This is a genomic window from Rickettsia endosymbiont of Hedychridium roseum, assembly GCF_964028255.1.
In the GTDB taxonomy this organism is placed as follows: Bacteria; Pseudomonadota; Alphaproteobacteria; order Rickettsiales; family Rickettsiaceae; genus Rickettsia; species Rickettsia asembonensis.
In genome coordinates this window covers 18,146-41,517 of sequence record NZ_OZ034753.1, presented here as the reverse complement: position 1 = coordinate 41,517, position 23,372 = coordinate 18,146, and the positions used below count along the sequence as shown (strand labels likewise).

The following is a 23,372-nucleotide window of genomic DNA, read 5'->3' as shown; positions in this document are numbered from 1 at the left end:
TATATATCTGCTTCTCTATGTCCATTCCCGCGGAAGCGGGAATCCAGAAAAAAGCGAAATTATTTGAGCTTTTAATTTTAAAAATTTAGTGTTTTTATACTTTTTAGTGACTGGATTCCCGCTTCCGTGGGAATGGACATAGAATGCTTTTTTAAGAGCCATGCAACCCCTAACACAGGAATGACATAGGAAAGTTTCAATCATAAGCGGTTAAACTTAGCTATTTTATCAAATAATTCACAAATATTTTGTAATAACGATAAACGATTCTCTGCAATTTTTGGATCAGGATCATTAACGAGTACATTATCAAAAAAGCTAGTAGTAGGAACTAATAGCGATGATAGTAAATTTAAAGCTTTCTTATAATCTTTATCAGCTATACTATCTATAATTTGCGGCGAAATTTTTTGGATTACTTCAAATAATTCTTTTTCAGGTTGTGTACTAAAGAGACTTGTATCAACTAAGCCGATAATTTTCTGATCACCGATTATATTGCTAGCTCGTTTGTAAGCATTTAATAATTGTTTGCCTGCGTCTTCTGCTAAAAATTTTTGTAAGACATTAAGTTTTAGACTTATACTAACCAACTCATCTTCCATTCTTAAATCAAGAACAGCATTAATTAACGCAATATCATAGTCATTTTTAAAATAAAATTTTGCTCTTTCTTCAAAGAAAGATATTATTAAATCCTTATTTTTATGAGAAGAATCTCTATATAAGTTTATAGAAAAACTAATTAAATCATTTAAATTTAGCTCTAATTTATTTTCAAGTATTATTCTTATTATGCCAAGAGCTTGACGTCTTAAGGCATATGGATCGCCTGAACCTGTTGGGGCTTCACCCACTATCATTAGACCAGCTAAACTATCCACCTTATCGGCTAAAGCAAGCAGTGCTGCATTTCCACTTGGTACATTATCGCTCAAACCTTGCGGTTTATAATGATCTTTGATTGCAGCGGCTACTTCTTCGCCTAATCCCTCATGTTTTGCATAATAATAGCCCATAATACCTTGTAAATCAGGAAACTCCCCAACCATTTCAGAAACGAGATCGCTTTTACAAAGTTTTGCTGCCGTGATTAAATCTTTATTATTTGGAGCTATATGCTTGCAAATTTTAATTATACGATCAATTTTTTCTCTTAAATTACCAAGTTTTGCATGAAACGTTACAGCGTCTAATTTACCTAATCTTGATTCTAAAGTTTTAGCTATATCTTGTTTATAAAAATATAAAGCATCCGAAAGACGTGCAGATAGTACTTTTTCATTACCTTTAATAACGAGGTCGGCATCTATAAATCTGCCATTACTTACAAACAGAAAATATTGTGCGAAATTTCCTTCTTTATCGAATAGACAGAAATATTTTTGATGTGTACGCATCGAAGAAATAAGTACTTCTTTAGGTAGCTCTAAGAATTTTTGTGGGATTTTTCCAAGTAGCACAACAGGAAATTCACTAAGCCCTGCTACTTCTTCAATTAGACGATTATCTTCTTTTATGTTTAGATTATGAGAATTTGCCAGTTCCAATAAACCTGTTTTAATTATTTCTTCTCTCTTTGTTCTTTCTAAAATAACGTGATTTTCTGAAAGCTTATTTTTGTAATCCTCAAAATCTGTTACTTCTAATTTTTTATTATCAGTTAAGCGATGCCCGTACGTAATATTATTAGCGGTTAAATGCCCAAATTGCAGCGGTAATATTTCACCGTCAAATATGCATAAAATGTTACGCAGTGGTCTAACCCACTTTATATTATAATCACCCCAAAACATCGATTTTGCCCAGCTATATTTATTAATAGCTTCTATAATAATCTCCGGCAAAATTTCTTTTATCTCTCTTTCTTCTGTTTTTTTAACAAAGAAATAATATAGCTGATTATTAATTAATTTAGTAGAAAGCTCTAATTTACTAACGTTATGAGCTTTACAAAATCCATTAATTGCAGCTTCCGGAGCATCTATGCTCGGTCCTTTAATTTCCGTTTCTTTCGGCAGAGTTACTTTCGGTAAGTGGGTAGCATACAATGTTATCCTACGAGGTCCTGCAAATAGTTGTACTTTTGCAAATATTTCGTTTTCTTCAAAAATTTTCGTGAATATGTTTAAATAACCCTCTTCAGCATTTTTTTGCATGAATGCAGGTATTTCTTCACTAAATAGCTCTAATAATAATTCACTCACCGCTTAACTCCAACCATTTCATACAACAAATTTTAGCTAAGTGCCGTACTCTTAAAATATAAGAGGCACGCTCAGTAACGCTAATTACCCCAAGTGCATCTAATCGATTAAAGGCATCGCTTGCTTTTGTACATTCATAATAAGCAACATGTGGTACATTTTCTTTTACTAACCGCTCACATTGTTCTTCGCTATCTTTAAAATGTCGTACTAACATCTCACTATCTGCAAGCTCTAAATTATATTTTGAGTATTGTCGTTCAGCCTCAAAATCAACTTCCCCGTATTTTAAAGCTTTTTCTCCTACCTGCCCATTCCAATCAAGTTCCTTTACTTCATCGACACCTTGAATATATAATGCAAGCCGCTCAAGCCCATAAGTGATTTCACCGGCAACGGGACGGCATTCAATACCGCCGATTTGCTGCATATAAGTAAATTGGGATACTTCCATACCGTCACACCATACCTCCCAACCAAGCCCCCAAGCCCCGAGCGTCGGCGACTTCCAATCATCTTCAACAAAACGAATATCATGCGTTTTTAAATCTATGCCTAAACATTCTAAGCTTTTAAGATATAGCTCTTGAATATTATCCGGCGATGGCTTTAAGATAACCTGAAACTGATAGTAATGTTGCATTCTGTTAGGGTGCATGCCGTATCTGCTATCGCCTGGTCTTCTCGATGGCTGTACATAAGCTACTGACCAAGGTTTTGAGCCAAGACATCTAAGTACCGTTGCAGGGTGAAACGTACCGGCTCCGACATGTGCATCGTAAGGCTGCAAGATTGCACAGCCGTAATCCTGCCAGTAATTTTGCAAGGCTAGTATAATTTGTTGAAATGATAGTTTTTTCATAAGAATTTATATATTAGAACTCAAATTCTCTAGCTTTTCCTTTTGCTCTTTGAATATCTAATTCATTACATTTAGGCATACTGATTAAATACTCCATGAAACTAAGTTTTGTAGGTTTCTTATCCTCTATCTCTTTGGATGAAAGGGTTTTTATATCGTTTTTATTAATATCTTGTTCTGAATCTTTCATAATTTCAATTTCAAATATTATTATTAGCTGGAAAGGCTTAGTGCTATATGTCATTCCTGCGAAAGCAGGAATCCATAAAAAATAATCTTAATATTGACAAAATAAACCTAAAAAAACAAGTTTTTTATAGGTTTTTACTGGATTCCCGCTTTCGCGGGAATGACATAAAGAGCATTTATCGGTCCACGCGGGAATGACATAGAGAGTAGCGAAAACAACATATACAGCCTGCAACTCTAATAATACTCCTTGCCGATCTCGATCTTAGGGCGATTGTTTGCTACACGCCAATCGTTAGTATCACGGAAAGAATAAACACAGCCGCAAAATTCTTGTTTATAAAAATTCTCTTCTTTGGCGATTTCATACATCCTACTAGCACCACCGTCTTTACGCCAATTATAAGTCCAATATGTTATCCCCTCATAATGAGATGCGGCTCTAATCCCTGATTCATTAATTTGGTTCATATCTTTCCATCTAGAAATACCAAGCGAACTAGTTATAACCTTAAAACCGTTTTCATAAGCATATAAAGCCGTACGCTCGAAACGCATATCAAAACACATTGTGCAGCGTTTACCTCTCTCAGGCTCAAACTCCATCCCTTTAGCACGCCTAAACCAATTTTGCGGATCATAATCTGCGTCGATAAATTCTATATTATGCTTCTCGGCAAACTTAATATTTTCATTCTTACGAAGCTCATATTCTTTTTTAGGATGAATATTAGGATTATAGAAAAAAAGCGTAAACTTAATACCGGTATCGATCATTTTCTCCATTAAAGGACCAACGCACGGAGCACAACAACAATGGAGTAAAACCTTACTTTCACCATCCGGTACTTCAAAAATTTCACTCATGATTAGCTGACCAAATTCTTTTTATATGTCTCTTTATAGGATTTTAGGATTATAGAAGATAACAAAGCAAGTGCAATTAAATAATATGCAATAGCATAATTGTCTCCGGTAACTTTCGTTAATATCATTGCTAACATTGGAGCAGTACCGCCAAATATAGCAGCTGCAAGGTTGTATGAAAGTGCAACACCGGTAAATCTTATGCTAGTTGGAAATATCTCTACTAAAACCGTTGGGATAGGTCCCATATAAATAGCGATAATTCCAGCAAATATTACTTGAGATATTATAGCTAAAGTAAAGTTCATTGATCCTAAGGCTAGAAAAATAGGATAGACTGATAAAATTAACAAGATAATCCCCCATATTAGTACAGGACGCCGCCCCACTTTATCCGAAACATACGCAGATATAGGAAATACTATCATCATTACGATTAATATTATACTACTAACAATTGTGCTTTGCTGACTAGTATAACCAAGCGTTTGCATAAAATTACCGATAAAAACCGTAGAAGTATAAAAAGGAGCAGTTACGGTAATATAAAGACCAAGTGCGATAATTAGTTCTTTTGGGTATTTTGTTAATGTTTCTCGTAAAGGAAAACGTGCTAAACGCCCTGTTTCCTTAGCTTTTTTATAAATAGGACTTTCTGCTAGGTTTTTTCTAATATATAAACCTACAGAGCTAATAAATAAACCGGCAATAAAAGGTATTCTCCAACCCCATTCAAATAGCATATCGGCGGGCATAAAATAAGAAAAACCGGCTGCTGTAGCAAGTCCAAGCAGCATACCGCCGCACATACTAACGAATAAACTACTCCCCGCAAGTCCTCGCTGCTCGAACGAAGCATGTTCTACAATATACGAAATACAACCACTAAACTCCCCTCCTAAAGAAAAACCTTGTATGAGTCTGATAACAGTTATAATAATAGGAGCGGCAATACCTATAGTTTTATAGCCTGGTAAGAGACCTATCCCGGCAGTCGGTATTGCCATAGTTATAATACCCATTACTAAAGCAGTACGTCTGCCGAATCTATCACCGATATTACCGAAAATAATACCGCCGAGCGGTCGTACTATAAAGCCTGCAGCAAATACCGCAAAAGTTAAAGTCTCTCGCATTTCTGAATCCGGAAAAAAATGCTGCCCTATAATATAAGCAAATTGAGCATATAATGCATAATCATACCATTCTAAAGCGTTGCCGATCATGCCGGATATTACTACTTTTCTCATTAAGTTATTTTATTGATTTTAAAAAAGATAATAAGAGGAATATTTTATATTCTCAAGTAAAAATAGCTTTATAGCTTCATTGTACGGCTCATTTATGTCATTACCGCGAAAGCGGGACGTTGTTGCATGGATACCACCTCGTCATTGCGAGCGGTCGAAGACCGCACGGCAATCCAGTAAAAATAATTAAAAAAATGCTAATTTTTAGCATTTTTAACTGGATTGCTTCGTCAAAACTTACAGTTTTTCCTCGCAATGACGAAAAAAACTATCCATGCAATAACGCCAATGCCTCGCGGGAATGACATCGAGTAGGTTTTTCTAATCATACGGGCAACACATCTACAGTCACTCGCAATTACGATACCCTATCTATGTTTTTCATTAACCACTTTCTTAGTTAATTTAGAATTTATTTGAGAAGGAGAAACTTTAATATTTTGTTTGATGTTTTTTGTTTTTTCTTGAGAGAGAAGACTTTCTTTATCATTTTGTAATGTTTTCATAAACTTATCTATATTGCTTTGTTCTAGTTTTATTGCATTATCATTATTTAAAATTAATCCTCCAATTTTTTCACCAAGTTCAGGTGCATATCTGACTGCAAAAATCGATGCCGGTACAACTATGATAGAAAAAGCCGCTCCCGCAGTCGCAACACTAATTGCTCCGACTAATAAAGCACAAACAGCACCAGCGATTTTTCCGGTTGCTTGTTTAAATATATTACTTTTTTGTGTAAATGCTAAAGACATTTCTAATATTTTATTAAATTCTTTCTTTATATAAATTGTTGCTTCATCAATATTATTATATTTCTTCATTGCATACATTACAGAAGCCTTAAATAATTTTTTATGAGATTCCGCATAATTTATTATTTTGTCAAAATTCTTCTCTTTTAAAAGAGTTTTAAATATATTTTTAATTTTTTCTTTTTCGGTACTATTTATTTTTTCATCTCCAAAATAAACTTCTACAAGATTTTCTGCTATTATATCTTGTGATTGCTCTAAAATATTATTCTTATTTTGCTCATTTTCGTCTTCAGAAGTAATCATTATTGCAAATAACTCTAATGCTACGGAAAAATTATCATCGTTAATAACCCGCATACCTAAATAATTTTTGAGTCTAGAAATACATTTATTAATATATTTTTCAGCTTCCGGTTTAGAATTAAGCCTTAGCGTATAATCTATAGCAAGCATATTTGCAATAGTAGAGCAAGTAGATTTCGTAAGATTATTGACAAAATTATTAACAATATCTTTTTTAAATAAATTAGTATTTATGTTATTAAGTACTATTGCATTATTCATTTTATTAATTTATTTTGAGGCTAATTCTCTGATATATAATATCAATTTAGCATAAATAAGATTAGGAGCATGATTCACTGAAAGTTTATATATATTCTTAGGCGTTAACACTTCTTCATTACGCACTCGTACAAAAGATATAAGAGTATTAGGAGGCATATAAGAATAAATTTCAGAGAATATTTTTAAAAAAGTCAAAAAATCTGCACATGCATATTTTATATTTATGCTATAATTATTTACATGAATCGATTCACCTTCTCCTCCTTCAATCGCCTGAACATTATTTTTAAAAAATACTGAACTTATAGATACGTCTATAGGTTCTACTAAATCATATTTATTGCTTAAACTTTTTATTTTAGGAATTAGTTCTTGATAATTTAAGCAACTTACATTACTTGGAACGCTTAAATCTACATATTTTTTGTAAGATTCTAATATTTCTTCTTTAGAGTTAATGACAGAATAAAGCTTTAAAACTTCCTCTGTTAGATTTTCTTGTGAAACTTGTTTATCAAGAATAGATTTACTGCATTCTTGCTGGAAATTTTTTATTATCCAAATAGTTAAGGAAATAAAGAAGAAATATATAATAAATTGAAAGAATATACGATTCTTTAAATACATAATATATTTTTCAAACATTACTTTTACCTTGGGTTATTAGTGCTGTTGCATGACTTATGTCATTCCCGCATGGCATTGCCTGCGTGGACCGAAAAACCTGTTCGGTGTCAAGCCACGGGGTGACACAGTGGGTTTTATCGGTCCACGCAACAATGCCTTCCCGCTTCTGCGGGAATGACATAGAATACTACGTTTTATCGTCAACTATATTAACCGATAAAGGAATTACTACCTTACCGAATATATCAAGTATTTTATCCTTATATATAACATAATCTATCTGCAAATTAGATAATTTATTTTTTACGTTTTGCATATGATCATCTAACATCTTTAGAGATTCATCTACCGATAGATTATTAGTATGATATTTAAGTATTAATTTGATTATTAACTGTCTCTTAGAAACTAACAAAATATTATCTATATTTGTTAATTCCCATTTAATTTCTTCTAATTTAAAAGCCGGATTTAAAGTAATTATAAGTCTGTTAAGTAAATCAAACGGTAGCGGTACCGGTGCTTCTAGTAATTTTTCTATTACATATAAATCAGCTAGGCTAGTAGTATTTTTAATATAAGGATATTTATATTTGATACTATCATATTCTTGATTTGTTGCATAATATTTTTCATTAATAGAGTTTATGTCTTTGTAATTCTGTTTTGTATTATATTTAATAATACCGACCACTAATATTAATATTATAAGTAATGCACTATATAATTTAAATGTCAGATCCTTTATAGTAACTAGTTTTTTTATTGATTTTAAATTATTATTATAAGCGGGAAAACTCTTATATTCTAGAAACAGCCTACTAATATTCGTATCTATAAATCTTTCTTTTTCTAGAGTTTGCTTATTTAGTATATTATCAACCGGTATAAAGATTACAGGGCGATCTTCAAAATTTGTTGATTCTAATAAAGATTTTAACTCTTCATCTACTATAAGAATTATACAGGCTCTTTGATCAAGATTACTTATATAGTTTTTAAATAATATCAAACAATCATTAATTTCTTGTTCTATAATACCTTGAACATATCCGGTTGTTTTACCGAATGGATACTCAAGATTTCTAATTGTTATTATATTATTTTTATGTTTGATAATAAATTTTATACCGCTAGCTTGTGAGGCATATACACAAATTTGGAAATAATCATTATATTTATCATTTTCTATATTCTGTACTATTTTATTTATAATAACTTTTAGCTCTAGCGTTAAAAAGTAAATTCCTTTTAAATCAAGCGATCTTTTATCTATAATGCATGAAATGATATCACTTAAAGGTGTTTCAAATGGACACGACATAATTAAAGTCGACCAAATTTCACTTGGTGTAGTAGTAATTTCGTAAACACAATGTGCTATAATGTCTTCTTTATTAAAATAACCTTCGATAAATTGTTCAATAGGATCAAGTTTAACTATTGACTGTAATATAGGTATTTGATCGTGCCGTGTCTTACATTCACTACCGTCAAGTAAAAAATAAATATCGCTTTTTGGAAATTTACTAAAAAAGTTTTTATAAGGGTTTAAGTCTATCTGTTCCTGAGTAGGGATAAATAATTTATCTAATAATTTATTATCGAGAAAAATACTAAGAAATACACCTTTATTACCTAGTAACACCACGATCTTTTTTCTTTTGAAAGAAAATATTTTTAATTTTGTAACAAAATTAACAAAATGTAATTTGATCGAATCAAAAATATTTTTCATAAATAAATTTATTTTAATCATAATTCAGTGTATTTTACTATACTGGACGTCATTTCTGCGTGGATACCCAAGCCGTCATTGCGAGCAGCCGTAGGCTGCGTGGACTGATTTTCCGTTGTCATCCCGCGAGCTTGTAGCGGGATCCAGCTTAAAAAATACTAATAATATTAATATTTTTATGGACCCCGTGGTCAAGCCACGGGGTGACACGGTGGATTTTACCGATCCACACAGGAATGACATAACATTAAATAATATATCTTACCATGACTAAATTTACCACCGAAGAAGTTAGAAGTAAATTTATAACTTACTTTAAAGCAAATAATCATACACATGTACCGGCTAGCTCGTTAATTCCACACAATGACCCTAGCTTAATGTTTGTTAATTCCGGAATGGTACAATTTAAAAATGTTTTTACCGGACAAGAAAAAAGACCTTATAACAAAGCGGTAACTAGTCAGAAATCTCTTAGAGCCGGCGGCAAGCATAACGACCTTGAGAATGTCGGTTACACGGCAAGACATCATACCTTTTTTGAAATGCTAGGTAATTTTTCATTCGGTGACTATTTTAAAGAACAAGCCATATATTACGCTTGGAATTTATTGACTAAAGAATTTGAACTCCAAAAAGATAAGCTATATGTAACAGTCTATCATACCGACGACGAAGCAGCTTCTTACTGGAAAAAAATAGCAGGATTTAGGGATGATCGCATAATAAGGATTAAAACAAATGATAATTTTTGGTCTATGGGCGATACGGGTCCTTGCGGTCCTTGCTCTGAAATTTTTTATGACCACGGAGAACAAATATACGGTGGGCTACCTGGCACTAAGGACGAAGACGGTGACAGATTTATCGAGATTTGGAATATGGTATTTATGCAATATGAACAAATCGATAAAGATACTAGAATAGAGTTACCGCAAAAATCTATCGATACCGGTATGGGTCTTGAGCGTATGACGGCAGTATTACAGCATGTTAACAATAATTATGACATAGATTTATTTCAGGAAATAATTAATTTTACCGAAAATATAGTAAAAGTGAAAGTAGAGGGAGAAGCTAAATTTTCTTACCGAGTTATTGCCGACCACTTACGAGCAAGTAGCTTTTTAATAGCTGACGGTGTTATCCCTTCAAATGAAGGGCGTGGTTACGTACTTCGCCGTATTATGAGGCGAGCCATGCGGCATGCTCATATGTTAGGCAGCAAAGAGCCGCTTATGTATAAATTACTGCCAAAGCTTGTTGATTTAATGGGGAATGTTTATCCTGAACTTAAGAGAGCAGAAAGCTTTATCAGCAGCATCTTAGAACAAGAGGAAATTAGGTTTAAAACTACTTTAGAACGTGGTTTAAAGCTTCTTACCGAAGAAACAGAAACGCTAATAAAAGGTAATGAATTATCAGGAGAAGTAGCGTTTAAACTATATGATACTTACGGATTTCCGCTTGATTTAACTGAAGATATTTTAAAAAGCCGTGATATTTCCGTCGATCATAAGGGATTTGAAGAGCAAATGCTTGCCCAAAAAGAACGTGCTAGAAAATCTTGGCTTGGCTCCGGTGAATCAAAAACAGATCAACTATGGTTTGATATTAAAGAACAGCATGGTAGCACGGAATTTTTAGGATATACGCTTAATGAAGCAGAATGTAAAATAATTGCATTAATTAAAGATAATAGTTTAATTGATAATATAAAAGAAATAGATAAGCAATTTCTGCTAATCAGCAACCAAACACCTTTTTACGGTGAGTCCGGCGGTCAGATGGGTGACATTGGGACGATATTTTCAAAAGATTCTGAAATAGAAGTAATAGATACGTTAAAATATTTAGGCTCTATTATAGTCCACAAATGTATTTTGAAAAAGGGGCAGATTAACGTAGGTGAAAATGCTAATTTTAGTATAGACATCAAATATAGACAAAATTTAAGGATTCACCACTCGGCCACGCATATATTACATACAGTACTACATGAGGTGCTTGGTAAACATGTTACACAAAAAGGTTCTTTAGTCGCTCCGACTTATTTACGTTTTGATATTAGCCATTCTAAAGCTGTGACTAATGAAGAAATCACTTTAATCGAAGATAAGGTAAATGAGATTATTAGAGATAATCATGAAGTAGATACTACATTAATGACAACTGAAGATGCAGTCAAACAAGGAGCTATGGCACTGTTTGGCGAGAAATACGACTCTGAGGTAAGAGTAGTTAAGATGGGTGAGACTTCTTTAGAATTATGCGGTGGTACGCATGTCAGACGTACCGGTGACATCGGTTGCTTTAAAATCACAAGCGAAAGTGCTATAGCGGCAGGGGTTCGCAGAATTGAAGCAGTTTGCGGTGAATTCGTAATTAAATTAATGAGAGAAAAGGATAGTTTACTTAAATCGATAGAAAGCAGTTTAAAGACTAACAAAACCGAACTTGTTACTAAGGTTAATAATACCCTAGAGCGTAATAAGGAACTTGAGAAAGAGTTAGAAAAAACTCATTTAGCTCGTTTAGATTTAAGTATAGAGCAGATTGAAAAGCAAGCTGAGGATATAAAAGGAGTTAAGTTAATTTATCGATATATAGAGAATTTAGACAATAAAGTATTGCGTCAGGCTGCAGAAAATTTAACGAAAAAAGTAGAAGATTTAATAGTAGTATATATTGCGGGTAATAACGATAAATTATCTATTACGGTTGCGGTGAGTAAAGCTATAACAGACAAATACAATGCAGGTATAATTGCAAAAGAACTCTCTTTATTCTTGGGAGGCAACGGCGGAGGTGGACAAGCAAGCCTTGCTCAAGCCGGAGGAAATGATATAGGTAAGTTAACTAACATCCAGGAAAAATTATACAGTTTATTAACAGTGTCGTAGTGTACTAATTTAGGACGTGGTTGCGAGCAGTTGTAGGCGTTGTTGCATGACTCGTTTTATGTCATTCCCGCGTAGGCGGGAATCCAGAAAAAAGTATAAATACAGCAAATTTTTGAAATTAAAAGCTCGATTTATCTCGCTTTATGCTGGATTCCCGCCTACGCGGGAATGACATCTAGGACTTTTTAAAAATTGTCCGGTACTATGGATTTGATCGCAGGATTCAGTCTTTTTTTGTTTTGTTATGGATCCCGTGGTCAAGCCACGGGATGACAGAGGTGAAATTGATCCACGCAGTCTACGACTGCTTGCAATGACGGAGTGGTATACACGCAACAATGCCTCGCAGGAATGACATAGGTATCCACGCAACTGTATATTATAATACCGTTAAATCACCGAGTGCTTCTACTAATTTATGGCTATTAGCAAAATTTCCTGCTTCATTATGATTGCCGTAATGATCAAAATTTAGTAATAGTTCTTCTTGAGAATTTTTATAAAAAATGTTGGTAAATAACCGCATTTCGCCGTCAATTTTAACTTCTACTGCTTTATTTTGTAAAAATTTAACTCCGTTGATACTTGTTTTACAATATGTAATACCTTTTTCTATAGCTCGAGTAAAAGCATAAATAAGGTTATTATCTAGTTTCTTTTCAACTTCTTTTGCAATTTTTGCAAAACAATTAAGCCCCTTATATTTACCTACAGAATAAACATCATCTTTTTTAATAATCTGTTTATTAACATTCCAGCTGCTAATAATTTGGTTATTAGTGATTTTTTGACTAATTTCAAAAAGTTTTTGTTGTTTTACCCGTTGGTAATGAGCGTGTATTTCTTTTGGATTATATTTTCCAATAAGCTGCTCTATATTTTCAGCATTATAATTAACAGCAATTTCTTGTTGTTTTTCTTCGCTTAATTGATTTAAATATCCTTGAGCTTTTTCCTTATCTTTACCTAATAAAGCAGCTGCTACACCAATTTCTAAAGCTTCTTCATTTTGAGGATCATATTTTAAAGATTTCTCAATATTCTTAAGAGCAGCTGTAGTTTTTTCTTCTGCCATTAAAGAAGTACTTGCAGTATTAAGAATTTCTACTATCACTTCTTCTTTGAATTCAGATTCATCGTACAATATAGAATCAGGATCAAGATAGCTTTGTAAGATTGCAAAATTTTTATATATTTGCATATCTTTTTTAGGTATAGTTTTTAAAACATCATGAGCTACTTCAACTTGTTTAGTATAAAGTGCAGTTGAAAGTATCAAAAGTTTATCACTTGAGAATTTAAAAATTTCTTTTAATTCCTGCTTTAATTCTTCTTTATAAACACTTCTTTCTTTATCAGAAAAACTATTATATTTAGCAATATATTTACAACAATTTAACATAGGCAAATATTGCTGAAGCAACGTATTAATATCAATAAGATTTAATTTTTCTTTATTAATCTCATATAAATTATTTAGCATTTCCAATAAATATTTAACATTGCCTAAAGGCATTTGTAGAATTATATTAGCTGCTTCTTCATGTCTATCGGTCATTTTATAATTAGCCCATAAACTAAACATTATATTTTCATTGTTCGGCAAAAAAGATAAGGCGTATTTATAGTATTTCTCTGCTAGTTTATCATTACCGTTTACCTAATAAATATGGGCTAAACGGTAAAGGCAAAAACCTTTATCTTCTTTATTAAAATTATTATCTGTAGAATTATTATTAATCGTTTCTTCCAAAAGTTTACATGCTTCATCATAATAATTGTTATTTATTAATATCTCAGAAAGCTGATTTACTATATCAAAATAATACTTTATGTGAGATACTAACTCTTTAGTAAATTTAACCTGAAAATCTGTTTTCATAAACTTCAACAAATAAAACAAAGTTTCCGTACATTCTTTATGTTTTGCATAGTTCTTTGTATTAAGCATTAATGTTAAAGATATATTTGCTCTAGTGAATATATCGCTTAATATTGTTTCTGCTGCTTCGGTATGATTGTTTAATATACTACAATAAAACGCCTCACTCATTGCTTGAACTTTAAGGAAAATATTTTCTATAGGATCAAGAGATTTTACAGTAAATTTATTTTGTAAGGTATAACTGTTCTTAACATTTGAACTGAGGTTATAAAATAGTACATTCCCTTTTTGCTGTATGTTATACTTTTTTAATAATTCATGCCCTTTAAATTCGTCATATTTATAATTATTAAAAAACATTTCAATTACGCCGATTTTCTTTTCTACAATTCTCTCAGCTTCTTCATCTAAATATTTAAAAAGGTATAAGTATTGTTTCTATTGCAGCATTTACATTTTGTAAATATGGAAGATTTTTAACTATCGTATTTGCTTTAAGATTAGGATTAATTGTTCTAAACTTATTTATTTCGTCTTTCGATAACATAGTAATTACTATATTATTGCTAGAGTTAATATGAGAAGAATGTTCTATAATGGAAGGTTTAGAATTTTTCATAATAAATAACCTATAAATTTGGCGTGCATTATAAAATAAATTCTATTTTCTGTAAAGAATAATTAATTTTTAAATGAAATTTTAATAAAAAGATAAATAGTATGATCTGCTATTATTAGACACGGTATTGTTTATCAATATAATTCTGCGATATTTTTCACAGTTATTAATACTCTGCTTTTACAAAATAAAGTCCGGATGCGGGAGCAGTAGGACCGGCGGCTTTTCTATCTTTGGCTTCTAGAATATCTTTAATTTGTTCTGTTTGCCAAATATTCTTACCGACAAGCACTAAACTACCGACAATATTACGCACCATATGATGCAAAAATGATGGGGCTGAAAGATATAATTTTATTTCTTCGTCTTCTCTAACAATATTAAGTTCAGTTAAAGTTTTAATCGGTGATTTTGATTGACATGAGCTAGCCCTAAAGGAAGTAAAATCATGTTTGCCTAATAGATAAGCGGCAGCTTTTTGCATAGCTAGAATATCTAAAGGTGAACTAATCCACCATGCTCTATTTAAATCAATTACCGATGGATAAGGTCTATTAATAATTCTATATATATAATGACGAGAGGTGGCTGAAAATCTTGCATGAAAATTATTTGGGACTATTTCGCAATGCCATACCGCTACTGCATAAGGTCTTACAAAATAGTTTATAGCTGTAATAATTTTATGAGGTTCTAAATGTTTTGAAAGATCAAAATGTGCTACTTGACCTATAGCATGAACACCGGCATCTGTTCTTCCTGATCCAAACAATACTATTTGTTCACCGGAAAATTTATAAATCGCTTCTTCTAGTATTTGTTGTACCGACATTACTCCTGCTTGCCTTTGCCAACCTGCAAGATCCATGCCTAAATATTCAATGGTAATCTTATATCGATACATAAGGGGATTGTTATTGTCATTCCTGCGGAAAGGATACCTAAGCCGTCATTGCGATGAGGCATTGCCCGCGTGGACCGAAAAATCCGTTCGGTGTCATTCCCGCGTAGGCGGGAATCCAGAAAAAAAGTATAAATACAGCAAATTCTTGAAATTAAAAGCTCGATTTATCTCGCTTTATGCTGGATTCCCGCTTCCGCGGGAATGACATCGGTATCCACGCAACAATGCCTCCTCGCAATGACGATTTGGTATCCATGCAACAAGTCGCGGGATGACAGCACAAATATTATCATGCTTCTAGTAAATCTGATGGATTACCGTCACCACGCTTTCCACCGCTTCTAAAGCTATTAAGCTTTTTGGATCTAATAGGATGTTGTAACTTTCTTAAAGCTTTGGATTCGATTTGTCTTATACGTTCCCTAGTTACTTTAAATTGCTGCCCTACTTCTTCTAATGTATGGTCAGTATTCATACCTATACCGAAACGCATTCTAAGCACTCTTTCTTCACGAGGCGTAAGAGTTGCAAGTACTCTAGTGGTAACTTCTCGTAAATTTGACTGAATTGCCGCATCAATCGGTGCTACTGCATTCTTATCTTCGATAAAATCGCCTAATTGGCCGCCGTCACTATCATCACCTACGGGATTTTCAAGGCTTATAGGTTCTTTAGCTATTTTCATGACTTTACGCACTTTATCAAGCGGCATTGAAAGACGGTTAGCGATTTCCGTTGCCGTCGGTTCATAGCCGAGTTCATTAAGCATTTGCCTTGAAGTACGCAGTATCTTATTAATTGTTTCAATCATATGCACAGGAATACGTATAGTCCTTGCTTGATCTGCAATAGCTCTTGTTATAGCTTGTCTAATCCACCAAGTAGCATAGGTAGAGAATTTATAGCCACGGCGATATTCAAATTTATCCACCGCTTTCATAAGTCCTATATTACCTTCTTGAATTAAATCCAAAAACTGCAATCCCCTATTAGCGTATTTTTTAGCGATAGATATAACTAAACGTAAATTCGCTTCTATCATATCTTTTTTTGCTTGTAGCGTTTGTCTCTCACTTTTTTGTATAGTATTCACTAGTTTTTTAAAATCATTAACTAAAAGCCCGGTATTAGATTCTATAAGCGATAATTCGGCAATCATTTGATCTATATAATCCGATTCTTTAGTAATTAACTCTTTCCAAGCGACTTTTTTATTTTTCAGCATTTTTTCTTTCCATGCTGCATTGATAACCGATCCTATATATTCATCTAGGAAATTTTGACGAGTTACTCCGTATTTTTCAGCAAGTTTTAAAAAGGCTGTTTCTTTATTAATTAAATCACGATTTATTCCATACATCTTACCTAAAATTTCTTCTGTTCTTTTAGAATTAAAATGTATTTCCGAAACTTCATTTATCAATAATTCCAAATTATTATTATATTTTTTGCTATTTTGTAAAACCTTCGGCTCAAAAGATTTCTCATAACATTTTTTAGCTTCAATGAGTAGCTCTTCGCAGATAAAAGAAATCTTTTTCATACGCTCTATGATATTAGGTAATATCTGCGTTTCTACTCTAGACATAGATAAGTGATTATCCTCATGCTCTTCTCCTTCGGTCTCACTACTATGTTCTTCATCATTTTCGGGTGTTTCGTCATGTAACATGTTAGCTTCTAAATCTATCAGATCACGTAGTAACATTTTTTCATTAACTAAATCTTCATACCATACTATAAAACAACGCATAGCAATAGGGCTTTTGCATAAGGAAGCAATCATTGTTTTACGTCCTTCCTCAATCCTTTTTGCTATTTCTACTTCGTTTTCACGAGTTAAAAGATCGACTCCCCCCATATCCTTAAGATATAATCTTACGGGATCATCGGTAGTACCTATATTTTCTTCTTCTACCTCATCCTCAGGTTCATTATCAACATTGGTAGATAGCTTAAATTCTTCATCCATTCCGATATCAAGCTTAATTTCATCATCTTCGTTAGATTCTAAAATATCTACTCCTGCATCGGAAAATTTTAATATAGCTTCCTCTAATTGTCTTATTGAAGGATTTTTATTAAGAGGAAGAGCTTTGTTTATATCATCATAAGTGACCGGTATCTTTTTAGATTTAGCTTTTTTAAGTAAACTATCTATTTTATCTAGATCATTGTCTATATTGCTATTGCTCATTAAATACCTATATGCTTTTTTCTTTTAAAAGAAGTTTGAAATAATTAAGTTATCGTGTGATTAATAAAAGATTCGTTTAAAACTTGAAGTTCATTTGCAATCTTCAGAATTTCTTTTTTATATAATAAAACTTTTTCAAAGTCGTGATTGTCTGTACTGTTTATGGTAATAGCGTATTCTTGTTGTAAATTTATTAGATAATATTTCTTATGTAGCCACTGCCATAATAAATCCAGTCTGATATTATTTTTATTAAATGAGATATCTAAAAACAAATTATCCGTTTTTGATAATAATAAAAAAATATCAAAAAAGCTAGTTTTTTCCACAATTGCAGTAATTTCACTTGCTTCTACGTTATTATCTATAATCTCGTTTAAATACCAATTACGGAATTCTTCAAGCGACTTATTATTAAAATTTAAATTTAAGATGAAATCTCTAATATCTTTTTCTTCAAGTATTATAGGAAATTTAACCAATAAAGCACAAAAAGCGTGTTCTAGCATTTCAAGCTCTGAATAGCCGTGACTTGAAATTATAGGAGCCGAATTTGAGTTTTTAGTTGTAGCTTTCTTCTGCTTTGTGACTAAATTTTGCCATATTTGATCTTTAAAAAACCTGTAATAACTTGCTTTTAAATTACTATCCGATATTTTACTGCAGTAATCTTTTAAATTTTTCTCTAAATTAGCTTTTTCTTCTGCAGTTTTAAAACTCTTGCCACTATACTCAATATGCCAAATCATTTCTGATAGGCTTATTCTTTTATCTATAAGCTTTGCAAAAAAATCAGCACCGTTTTTATTTACTGCATCGTCGGGATCAAGTCCGCTTGGTAACCTAATAAAAGAAATTTTCTTTTCACTATTAATAAGCGGTAATGCTAAGTCAATAGTTCTTATGCTAGCTTTTATACCTGCATTATCTCCGTCAAGACATAATATAATTTCATCACCGGCACGCCATAATTTATGTAAATGATTTTCAGTAACGCTAGTACCAAGGCTCGCCACCGCTTCGCTAAAGCCTGCTTGATGTAGTGCTATAACGTCAAAATAACCTTCTACTAGAATCGAGTGATTTTTTTTATAGCTACTGCTTATCGCTTTATGCTCACCGTATAGAGTTTCACTTTTTTGAAATACTGTAGTTTCAGGTGAATTCAAGTATTTAGGCAGCCCCTCCCCTAGTACCCTACCGCCAAAGCCTACAATTTTATTGTAAATATTTCTAATTGGAATAGTAATACGGTTAGAAAATAAATTATATATTTCACCGTTTTCTCGCTTGCCGATTAGCCCTGCTTTACCAAGCTTTATAATATCTATATTTTTATCGTGAACAAACTTTTCAAATTTATTATTCTTCGGAGCGAAGCCTATTGAAAACTCTTTTACTGTTTCTTCGGTAATACCCCTTTCGTGTATATAATTTAATATTTCAGGCGTTAATTGTGTCCTGAAAAATTTATTGGCGAGTTCTAAAATATTTAGAATTTCATCGGATTCTTCATAAAATTCTTTCTGTTTCGCAGTTAATTTCGGTATCTCTATACCATAATCGGTTGCAAGCTTTATAGCAGACTCATTATAGGATAAACCGCTAATATTAGAAGTAAATTTTATAACGTCACCGGCTGCTTTACAACCAAAACAATAGAAAAATCTCTTACTATCACTAACTGTAAAAGATGGGGTCTTTTCTTGATGGAAAGGACATAAACCTACATAGTTACCGGATTTTCTAGTTAAAGCTACTTTTTGCCGCACTACATCATATATGTTAATGCGGTTTCTTAAGAACTCATAAAATTCCGGTGTAACTCTCATTATATTACAATATGTAGGAAAGAATAGCTTTAGATAAACAATAAGAAAGCGGTATAGATAAATTATCGTTAATTCTTAAATCTTTTGAATAAAATTCAGCTGCTGTAGCCCCTATGCAGCTTATAATGATAATAATAAAACTCGTATTGTACCCTAAATAGAAATACACTAATATACTTATAAAAATTGCAGAAGCTAAGAAAGTAACAGAACCTGCTATAGATTTACCGTTACCTAAGCTATTTCCTATTTTAACGCCGACAAGAGCCGCTAAACAATCTGAAATAATTAAAATCAACCACGAACAAATCACTAGATTTTTAGGGAAAAGAAGAGCAGTTAAGAAAAAACCGAGCATCATAAAACTAATGCCGCTTAGAGCAAAAGAACCGTTATTTTCTTCGAGCCTTATAACTTTTGAAAAAAATCTAGTTACAAATTCGCTAATTTTTGCATTATTATGACGTGATACATCTAAATATAATGTAATAGCCGTTATTATAAATAATAATAACGTAATAGCGGTTCTTGGAATAAATAAATAAAGCAACGGAAATATTATAGCCGATAGGTGGAAAATTTTACGCTTTTTCTCAAAGTCAAAATCTTTAATTTCCATAGGATTACTAATTTGTTGCTATTGTTTATTAAAAATAATACCTACATCATTACAAGAAAGCATTGATGTTGTTGCATAACTCGAAAAACGCGTTCGATGTCATCCCCACGTGGCATTGTTGCGTGGATCAATTTCACCTCTGTCATCCCGTGGCTTGACCACGGGATCCAGTTAAAAATACTAATATATTAGTATTTTTTATTGTTTTTATGGACCCCGTGGTCAAGCCACGGGGTGACACAGTAGGTTTTACCGATCCACGCAACAAGGTCTCCCCGCGTAGGCGGGGATCCAGAATAAATAACTTTAATACTATATAGCAAGTTACATATTTGATAAAATAAGCATATAAAAAAACTTGTTTTTTTATATGCTTTACTGGATTCCCGCCTTCGCGGGAATGACATCTAAATTTAAAATTAACTGTTTTTAGGCAATGCCAAATAATTAAAAAGGCTTATTTGACAAATTTAACTATTACAAATATACTTGCTGAAATCTATATTATTGAAAATAGTATACTAAAATTACTAAATCTATACAATATAATTATGAATACAAAATTTCCTATCACCGCTAAAGGTTTTGAAAAATTAGAACACGAGCTTAAACATTTAAAACATGTAGAGCGTAAAAAAATTAGTGAAGATATAGCCGAAGCACGAGAACACGGCGATTTATCCGAGAATGCGGAATATGAAGCGGCACGTGAGAAACAAGCATTTATAGAAGGACGTATTAAAGAGCTTGAAGATATGACGGCAAGAGCAGAAATTATTGATATTGGTAAATTATCAGGAGATAACATAAAATTCGGAGCTACGGTTACTTTGATTGACGACGATACTGAAGAAGAAGTAACATATATTATTGTAGGAGAATATGAAACCGATATAACTAGAAAAAGAGTTTCAATCGCTTCTCCTATAGCAAAAGCTTTGATTGGAAAATCGGTAGGTGATTTTGTAGAAGTTACAACACCGAAAGGATCTAAATCATACGAAGTAGTTACCGTTGAATATAAAGAACTAGAACTTTAGCTTAACTTTTTCTTATTATCATAAAGAAAGCTAAGCTAATACTGCATTAGACCTTTTTGTATAACTCTTATAAAGAGAAGTTTGAAGAAGATACTTCTACTCTTTGCAATTGGCTAAAATACCTTATTTTATCACTATAACCTCTCCGCCGCAGTTCTTGTGACAGATATGATAGTTTTCAATGCAACGCCAACTACAACTAGAATTATTGCAAAGATTATTTTGATGGCTACTAAAGTGCTGCATATATTTGTTATCTTTATTGCTTTTGGCAGCTTGTTGTGAGATTAAATAGTTATTTTGAGCATTTAGTTGATTAAGTAAATTACATTGCGTATTATACATATCACAACTTTGCATACATCTTTCTTTTTCTAATAAACATTCATTAGCACATTTTCTACCTTCTGCAGTACTTGGGGGAATAATTTCATATCTTGTAGTACAAGAAGTAATCATTAGAAAACACAATATTAGACCATAATGTGCAATTAAATTCAAAAAGCCGTTTATAAGAGAATTTTTTGATCTATATGTTTATGCATAAGTTATATAGTAGGATAGATGAAGAGTAGTAGCTTATTATATTATTTATACACAGTCAAGCCAACAGATTCATTTATTTTTTCTTAAACATCTCAAGCATTCTTTTTGTCACTATAAACCCACCGAAAATATTTATAGAAGCAAGCAGCGTTGCAAAATACCCAAGTAAACCGGAAAACCCAAAAGCAGAGCTACTTGCGGCAATCATAGAACTAAGAACTATAATACCTGAAATAGCGTTAGTAATAGACATAAGCGGAGTATGGAGTGCAGGCGTTACTTTCCACACTACATAATATCCGACAAAAGAAGCTAATACAAAAATGGTTATAGTAAATACTAGCGGGTCTATAGTACTTGGGTTTGTTTGCCAACTAGTATCTATTACCAAATCTTTTAATTTATCTGATAATTCTTGGGTATTATGGGCAATTTCAGCAACCTGTTTCGCTATTATAGGTAATTGATTCATATATTTAATGGCTCTGGATATATAAGTGTGTAAATTCTAAAATAGGCATTAAATTCGCCCCTCAAATTTTATCAAAAAGTGAGCCATGGCCTCTCCCCAATTTTGGATAGGCATATTCCATTTTCGCGCAATATAGTCAATTGTCAAGTACAAAGTCTTAAATACAGAGTCGTCGTTAGGAAAACCCCTTTTGTTATTAGTAACCTTGCGTAATTGACTATTTAAACCTTCGATTGCATTGGTTGTATAAATGATACGCCTAATCACTTCTGGGTATTGTAAAAAAATTATCAAATTCTGCCAATTATTTTGCCATGATTTTGCAATATGTGGGTACTGTTTGCCCCATTTCATATCAAAATCAGATAAGGCAGTAAGTGCTTCATCCTCAGTGATAGAGCTGTATACTAGCTTCAAATCTGCTGCAAGTTCTTTACGATCTTTATAGCTTACATATGACAAACTATTTCTGATTTGATGTACAATGCACAGCTGATGCTCAGTTTGTGGATATACTGCAGATATCGCCTCACTCATGCCCGTTAGATTATCGCTACAAGCAATTAAGATATCTTTTAATCCCCTGTCTTTCATTTCAGTAAAATTATTTAACCAAAATTTAGCTCCCTCATTCTCGCTAATACACAAGCCTAAAATATCTTTCCTTCCGGTTAAATCTACACCTAAAGCTACATATACTGCCTTATTGATAATTCTCTTATCTTGACGTACTTTAACTATAAGTGCATCAAAATATACTATAGCATATATGGCTTCCAGAGGCCTATTCTGCCAACTCCTGACCTCATCCATAACATTATCGGTAACCCGACTAATAAGGCTTTCACTGTTCTCTGCACCATATAGCTCATGAATCTGAATCTTAATGTCAGAGAGGCTCATCCCTTTAGCATATAAGGATAATATCTTCTGATCTAATCCATCAATCCTAGTCTGACGCTTTGGCACTAGTACAGGAGAAAATTCAGCATTTCTATCACGTGGTACTTCAAGTTCCAATACTCTACCTTCAGTAATTAGGCTTTTTTTGCATACACCATTTCTACTATTGTTAGTCTCTATCCTGCCATATTTGTTATAGACAAGATGTTCATCCATCTCAGCTTTTAAGGCTCTTTCAAATATATTTTTAGTTAACTGCTTTAATATCCCGTCTTTGGCAAAAAAACTCGTTAAATCAGTATCTTTATCTATTAGCAAATCTACTGCTTGTTTTATCTTCTCTTGGTTACTGTTACTCATGTTATTCCTGATAAATTATATTATTGT

At 32.5% G+C, this 23,372-nt stretch carries 28 protein-coding genes and 1 pseudogene; 5 read left to right on the top strand and 24 right to left on the bottom strand.

Annotated features, from left to right (window positions below):
- Positions 1 to 15 precede the first annotated feature (15 nt).
- Genes AC5587_RS00275 through AC5587_RS00260 form a run of 4 tightly spaced genes read right to left on the bottom strand, consistent with a single transcriptional unit; the run spans position 16 to position 3,313 of the window.
- Positions 16 to 204, bottom strand: coding sequence for a hypothetical protein (locus AC5587_RS00275; protein ID WP_499162475.1), 189 nt, complete (start codon positions 202 to 204; stop codon positions 16 to 18).
- Positions 201 to 2,207: a glycine--tRNA ligase subunit beta gene (glyS, locus tag AC5587_RS00270; RefSeq protein ID WP_499162474.1), complete on the bottom strand. Its 2,007-nt coding sequence runs from the start codon at positions 2,205 to 2,207 to the stop codon at positions 201 to 203. The genes AC5587_RS00275 and glyS overlap by 4 nt, the downstream gene beginning before the upstream one ends.
- A complete protein-coding gene (locus tag AC5587_RS00265; RefSeq protein ID WP_499162473.1) occupies positions 2,200 to 3,069 on the bottom strand; it encodes a glycine--tRNA ligase subunit alpha in 870 nt (289 codons plus the stop codon). Before AC5587_RS00265 ends, glyS begins: the two co-directional genes overlap by 8 nt.
- A 13-nt stretch (positions 3,070 to 3,082) precedes the next feature.
- Positions 3,083 to 3,313 carry a type II toxin-antitoxin system Phd/YefM family antitoxin gene (locus AC5587_RS00260; RefSeq protein ID WP_499162472.1) on the bottom strand — a complete coding sequence of 77 codons (231 nt, stop codon included), beginning with the start codon at positions 3,311 to 3,313 and terminating at the stop codon, positions 3,083 to 3,085.
- Here AC5587_RS00260 and AC5587_RS00255 point away from each other — a divergent pair.
- Complete coding sequence (locus AC5587_RS00255) at positions 3,307 to 3,456, top strand: hypothetical protein (protein WP_410526861.1); 150 nt, start codon at positions 3,307 to 3,309, stop codon at positions 3,454 to 3,456. The two genes, AC5587_RS00260 and AC5587_RS00255, sit on opposite strands and share 7 nt — an antisense overlap.
- 39 nt (positions 3,457 to 3,495) lie before the next feature.
- Here AC5587_RS00255 and AC5587_RS00250 read toward each other — a convergent pair whose 3' ends face one another.
- Positions 3,496 to 4,125, bottom strand: coding sequence for an epoxyqueuosine reductase QueH (locus AC5587_RS00250; RefSeq protein ID WP_485440767.1), 630 nt, complete (start codon positions 4,123 to 4,125; stop codon positions 3,496 to 3,498).
- 2 nt (positions 4,126 to 4,127) lie between these two features.
- Positions 4,128 to 5,375, bottom strand: a complete 1,248-nt coding sequence (locus tag AC5587_RS00245) for a metabolite/H+ symporter (protein WP_499162471.1) — start codon at positions 5,373 to 5,375, stop codon at positions 4,128 to 4,130.
- 119 nt (positions 5,376 to 5,494) lie between these two features.
- Between AC5587_RS00245 and AC5587_RS00240 the strand changes: the two genes are divergently transcribed.
- Positions 5,495 to 5,680, top strand: a complete 186-nt coding sequence (locus AC5587_RS00240; protein WP_499162470.1) for a hypothetical protein — start codon at positions 5,495 to 5,497, stop codon at positions 5,678 to 5,680.
- A gap of 63 nt (positions 5,681 to 5,743) precedes the next feature.
- On the opposite strand, the gene AC5587_RS00235 is transcribed toward AC5587_RS00240, so the two are convergent.
- From AC5587_RS00235 to AC5587_RS00215, 5 genes are read right to left on the bottom strand one after another with little or no spacing between them, the layout of a single operon-like run.
- Complete coding sequence (locus AC5587_RS00235) at positions 5,744 to 6,697, bottom strand: RP853 family protein (RefSeq protein ID WP_499162469.1); 954 nt, start codon at positions 6,695 to 6,697, stop codon at positions 5,744 to 5,746.
- Positions 6,698 to 6,706: 9 nt separating this feature from the next.
- Entirely contained in the window at positions 6,707 to 7,345 is a 639-nt protein-coding gene (locus tag AC5587_RS00230; RefSeq protein ID WP_499162468.1) for a hypothetical protein, read from the bottom strand.
- On the bottom strand, positions 7,338 to 7,508 hold the full coding sequence (locus AC5587_RS00225; protein WP_499162467.1) for a hypothetical protein: 171 nt from the start codon (positions 7,506 to 7,508) through the stop codon (positions 7,338 to 7,340). Before AC5587_RS00225 ends, AC5587_RS00230 begins: the two co-directional genes overlap by 8 nt.
- Before the next feature lie 6 nt (positions 7,509 to 7,514).
- A complete protein-coding gene (locus AC5587_RS00220) occupies positions 7,515 to 9,086 on the bottom strand; it encodes a hypothetical protein (RefSeq protein ID WP_499162466.1) in 1,572 nt (523 codons plus the stop codon).
- 54 nt (positions 9,087 to 9,140) lie between these two features.
- The gene (locus AC5587_RS00215; RefSeq protein WP_410526867.1) at positions 9,141 to 9,308 is read right to left on the bottom strand and encodes a hypothetical protein; all 168 of its coding nucleotides are present in this window, start codon (positions 9,306 to 9,308) and stop codon (positions 9,141 to 9,143) included.
- 23 nt (positions 9,309 to 9,331) lie between these two features.
- Here AC5587_RS00215 and alaS point away from each other — a divergent pair, with 23 nt between their 5' ends.
- On the top strand, positions 9,332 to 11,968 hold the full coding sequence (alaS, locus tag AC5587_RS00210) for an alanine--tRNA ligase (RefSeq protein ID WP_499162465.1): 2,637 nt from the start codon (positions 9,332 to 9,334) through the stop codon (positions 11,966 to 11,968).
- 141 nt (positions 11,969 to 12,109) lie between these two features.
- Here alaS and AC5587_RS00205 read toward each other — a convergent pair whose 3' ends face one another.
- From AC5587_RS00205 to truA, 5 genes are all read right to left on the bottom strand, one after another.
- The gene (locus tag AC5587_RS00205; RefSeq protein WP_499162464.1) at positions 12,110 to 12,307 is read right to left on the bottom strand and encodes a hypothetical protein; all 198 of its coding nucleotides are present in this window, start codon (positions 12,305 to 12,307) and stop codon (positions 12,110 to 12,112) included.
- 40 nt (positions 12,308 to 12,347) lie between these two features.
- Complete coding sequence (locus tag AC5587_RS00200) at positions 12,348 to 13,574, bottom strand: hypothetical protein (RefSeq protein WP_499162463.1); 1,227 nt, start codon at positions 13,572 to 13,574, stop codon at positions 12,348 to 12,350.
- Between the two features lie 54 nt (positions 13,575 to 13,628).
- Positions 13,629 to 14,213, bottom strand: a complete 585-nt coding sequence (locus AC5587_RS00195; RefSeq protein ID WP_499162462.1) for a hypothetical protein — start codon at positions 14,211 to 14,213, stop codon at positions 13,629 to 13,631.
- Positions 14,214 to 14,268: 55 nt separating this feature from the next.
- On the bottom strand, positions 14,269 to 14,472 hold the full coding sequence (locus tag AC5587_RS00190; protein WP_499162461.1) for a hypothetical protein: 204 nt from the start codon (positions 14,470 to 14,472) through the stop codon (positions 14,269 to 14,271).
- 166 nt (positions 14,473 to 14,638) lie between these two features.
- Positions 14,639 to 15,376, bottom strand: coding sequence for a tRNA pseudouridine(38-40) synthase TruA (gene truA, locus AC5587_RS00185; RefSeq protein WP_499162460.1), 738 nt, complete (start codon positions 15,374 to 15,376; stop codon positions 14,639 to 14,641).
- Positions 15,377 to 15,389: 13 nt separating this feature from the next.
- On the opposite strand from truA, the gene AC5587_RS00180 reads away from it, so the two are divergent.
- The gene (locus AC5587_RS00180; RefSeq protein ID WP_499162459.1) at positions 15,390 to 15,581 is read left to right on the top strand and encodes a hypothetical protein; all 192 of its coding nucleotides are present in this window, start codon (positions 15,390 to 15,392) and stop codon (positions 15,579 to 15,581) included.
- Positions 15,582 to 15,665: 84 nt separating this feature from the next.
- Here the strand turns inward: AC5587_RS00180 and rpoD are convergent, their stop codons facing one another.
- The 5 genes and pseudogenes from rpoD to AC5587_RS00155 all read right to left on the bottom strand — a co-directional run bounded on the left by rpoD (position 15,666) and on the right by AC5587_RS00155 (position 20,431).
- Entirely contained in the window at positions 15,666 to 17,573 is a 1,908-nt protein-coding gene (rpoD, locus tag AC5587_RS00175) for an RNA polymerase sigma factor RpoD (protein WP_499162458.1), read from the bottom strand.
- Positions 17,574 to 17,617: 44 nt separating this feature from the next.
- Entirely contained in the window at positions 17,618 to 19,405 is a 1,788-nt protein-coding gene (dnaG, locus tag AC5587_RS00170) for a DNA primase (protein WP_499162457.1), read from the bottom strand.
- 4 nt (positions 19,406 to 19,409) lie between these two features.
- Positions 19,410 to 20,024, bottom strand: coding sequence for a diacylglycerol/polyprenol kinase family protein (locus tag AC5587_RS00165; RefSeq protein WP_499162456.1), 615 nt, complete (start codon positions 20,022 to 20,024; stop codon positions 19,410 to 19,412).
- A 101-nt stretch (positions 20,025 to 20,125) separates the two neighbouring features.
- Positions 20,126 to 20,298, bottom strand: a pseudogene (locus AC5587_RS00160) (tRNA lysidine(34) synthetase TilS); the annotation flags it as partial.
- The gene (locus tag AC5587_RS00155; RefSeq protein WP_410526991.1) at positions 20,213 to 20,431 is read right to left on the bottom strand and encodes a hypothetical protein; all 219 of its coding nucleotides are present in this window, start codon (positions 20,429 to 20,431) and stop codon (positions 20,213 to 20,215) included. The gene AC5587_RS00155 and the pseudogene AC5587_RS00160, both read right to left, overlap by 86 nt.
- 144 nt (positions 20,432 to 20,575) lie before the next feature.
- Here AC5587_RS00155 and greA point away from each other — a divergent pair, with 144 nt between their 5' ends.
- Positions 20,576 to 21,064: a transcription elongation factor GreA gene (gene greA, locus AC5587_RS00150; protein WP_499162958.1), complete on the top strand. Its 489-nt coding sequence runs from the start codon at positions 20,576 to 20,578 to the stop codon at positions 21,062 to 21,064.
- 123 nt (positions 21,065 to 21,187) lie between these two features.
- Here the strand turns inward: greA and AC5587_RS00145 are convergent, their stop codons facing one another.
- The 3 genes from AC5587_RS00145 to AC5587_RS00135 all read right to left on the bottom strand — a co-directional run bounded on the left by AC5587_RS00145 (position 21,188) and on the right by AC5587_RS00135 (position 23,345).
- Positions 21,188 to 21,523, bottom strand: a complete 336-nt coding sequence (locus AC5587_RS00145; RefSeq protein ID WP_499162455.1) for an Aq_678 family protein — start codon at positions 21,521 to 21,523, stop codon at positions 21,188 to 21,190.
- Between the two features lie 160 nt (positions 21,524 to 21,683).
- Positions 21,684 to 22,082: an NAD(P) transhydrogenase subunit alpha part 2 gene (locus AC5587_RS00140; RefSeq protein WP_499162454.1), complete on the bottom strand. Its 399-nt coding sequence runs from the start codon at positions 22,080 to 22,082 to the stop codon at positions 21,684 to 21,686.
- 48 nt (positions 22,083 to 22,130) lie between these two features.
- Positions 22,131 to 23,345, bottom strand: coding sequence for an IS256 family transposase (locus AC5587_RS00135; RefSeq protein WP_499162453.1), 1,215 nt, complete (start codon positions 23,343 to 23,345; stop codon positions 22,131 to 22,133).
- Positions 23,346 to 23,372 lie beyond the last annotated feature (27 nt).

Excerpts from the sequence above, each read along its gene's own strand:
- AC5587_RS00225 (WP_499162467.1), bottom strand. The coding sequence starts at position 7,508 with ATGTCATTCCCGCAGAAGCGGGAAGGCATTGTTGCGTGGACCGATAAA.
- AC5587_RS00250 (WP_485440767.1), bottom strand. The coding sequence starts at position 4,125 with ATGAGTGAAATTTTTGAAGTACCGGATGGTGAAAGTAAGGTTTTACTC.
- AC5587_RS00260 (WP_499162472.1), bottom strand. The coding sequence starts at position 3,313 with ATGACATATAGCACTAAGCCTTTCCAGCTAATAATAATATTTGAAATT.
- AC5587_RS00135 (WP_499162453.1), bottom strand. The coding sequence starts at position 23,345 with ATGAGTAACAGTAACCAAGAGAAGATAAAACAAGCAGTAGATTTGCTA.
- AC5587_RS00165 (WP_499162456.1), bottom strand. The coding sequence starts at position 20,024 with ATGGAAATTAAAGATTTTGACTTTGAGAAAAAGCGTAAAATTTTCCAC.
- AC5587_RS00265 (WP_499162473.1), bottom strand. The coding sequence starts at position 3,069 with ATGAAAAAACTATCATTTCAACAAATTATACTAGCCTTGCAAAATTAC.
- AC5587_RS00220 (WP_499162466.1), bottom strand. The coding sequence starts at position 9,086 with ATGATTAAAATAAATTTATTTATGAAAAATATTTTTGATTCGATCAAA.
- AC5587_RS00195 (WP_499162462.1), bottom strand. The coding sequence starts at position 14,213 with ATGTTTTTTAATAATTATAAATATGACGAATTTAAAGGGCATGAATTA.
- AC5587_RS00255 (WP_410526861.1), top strand. The coding sequence starts at position 3,307 with ATGTCATTCCTGCGAAAGCAGGAATCCATAAAAAATAATCTTAATATT.
- AC5587_RS00140 (WP_499162454.1), bottom strand. The coding sequence starts at position 22,082 with ATGAATCAATTACCTATAATAGCGAAACAGGTTGCTGAAATTGCCCAT.
- AC5587_RS00215 (WP_410526867.1), bottom strand. The coding sequence starts at position 9,308 with ATGTCATTCCTGTGTGGATCGGTAAAATCCACCGTGTCACCCCGTGGC.
- AC5587_RS00230 (WP_499162468.1), bottom strand. The coding sequence starts at position 7,345 with ATGTTTGAAAAATATATTATGTATTTAAAGAATCGTATATTCTTTCAA.
- alaS (WP_499162465.1), top strand. The coding sequence starts at position 9,332 with ATGACTAAATTTACCACCGAAGAAGTTAGAAGTAAATTTATAACTTAC.
- truA (WP_499162460.1), bottom strand. The coding sequence starts at position 15,376 with ATGTATCGATATAAGATTACCATTGAATATTTAGGCATGGATCTTGCA.
- rpoD (WP_499162458.1), bottom strand. The coding sequence starts at position 17,573 with ATGAGCAATAGCAATATAGACAATGATCTAGATAAAATAGATAGTTTA.
- dnaG (WP_499162457.1), bottom strand. The coding sequence starts at position 19,405 with ATGAGAGTTACACCGGAATTTTATGAGTTCTTAAGAAACCGCATTAAC.
- AC5587_RS00275 (WP_499162475.1), bottom strand. The coding sequence starts at position 204 with ATGATTGAAACTTTCCTATGTCATTCCTGTGTTAGGGGTTGCATGGCT.
- greA (WP_499162958.1), top strand. The coding sequence starts at position 20,576 with ATGAATACAAAATTTCCTATCACCGCTAAAGGTTTTGAAAAATTAGAA.
- AC5587_RS00190 (WP_499162461.1), bottom strand. The coding sequence starts at position 14,472 with ATGAAAAATTCTAAACCTTCCATTATAGAACATTCTTCTCATATTAAC.
- AC5587_RS00155 (WP_410526991.1), bottom strand. The coding sequence starts at position 20,431 with ATGTCATTCCCGCGAAGGCGGGAATCCAGTAAAGCATATAAAAAAACA.
- AC5587_RS00235 (WP_499162469.1), bottom strand. The coding sequence starts at position 6,697 with ATGAATAATGCAATAGTACTTAATAACATAAATACTAATTTATTTAAA.
- AC5587_RS00145 (WP_499162455.1), bottom strand. The coding sequence starts at position 21,523 with ATGATTACTTCTTGTACTACAAGATATGAAATTATTCCCCCAAGTACT.
- AC5587_RS00245 (WP_499162471.1), bottom strand. The coding sequence starts at position 5,375 with ATGAGAAAAGTAGTAATATCCGGCATGATCGGCAACGCTTTAGAATGG.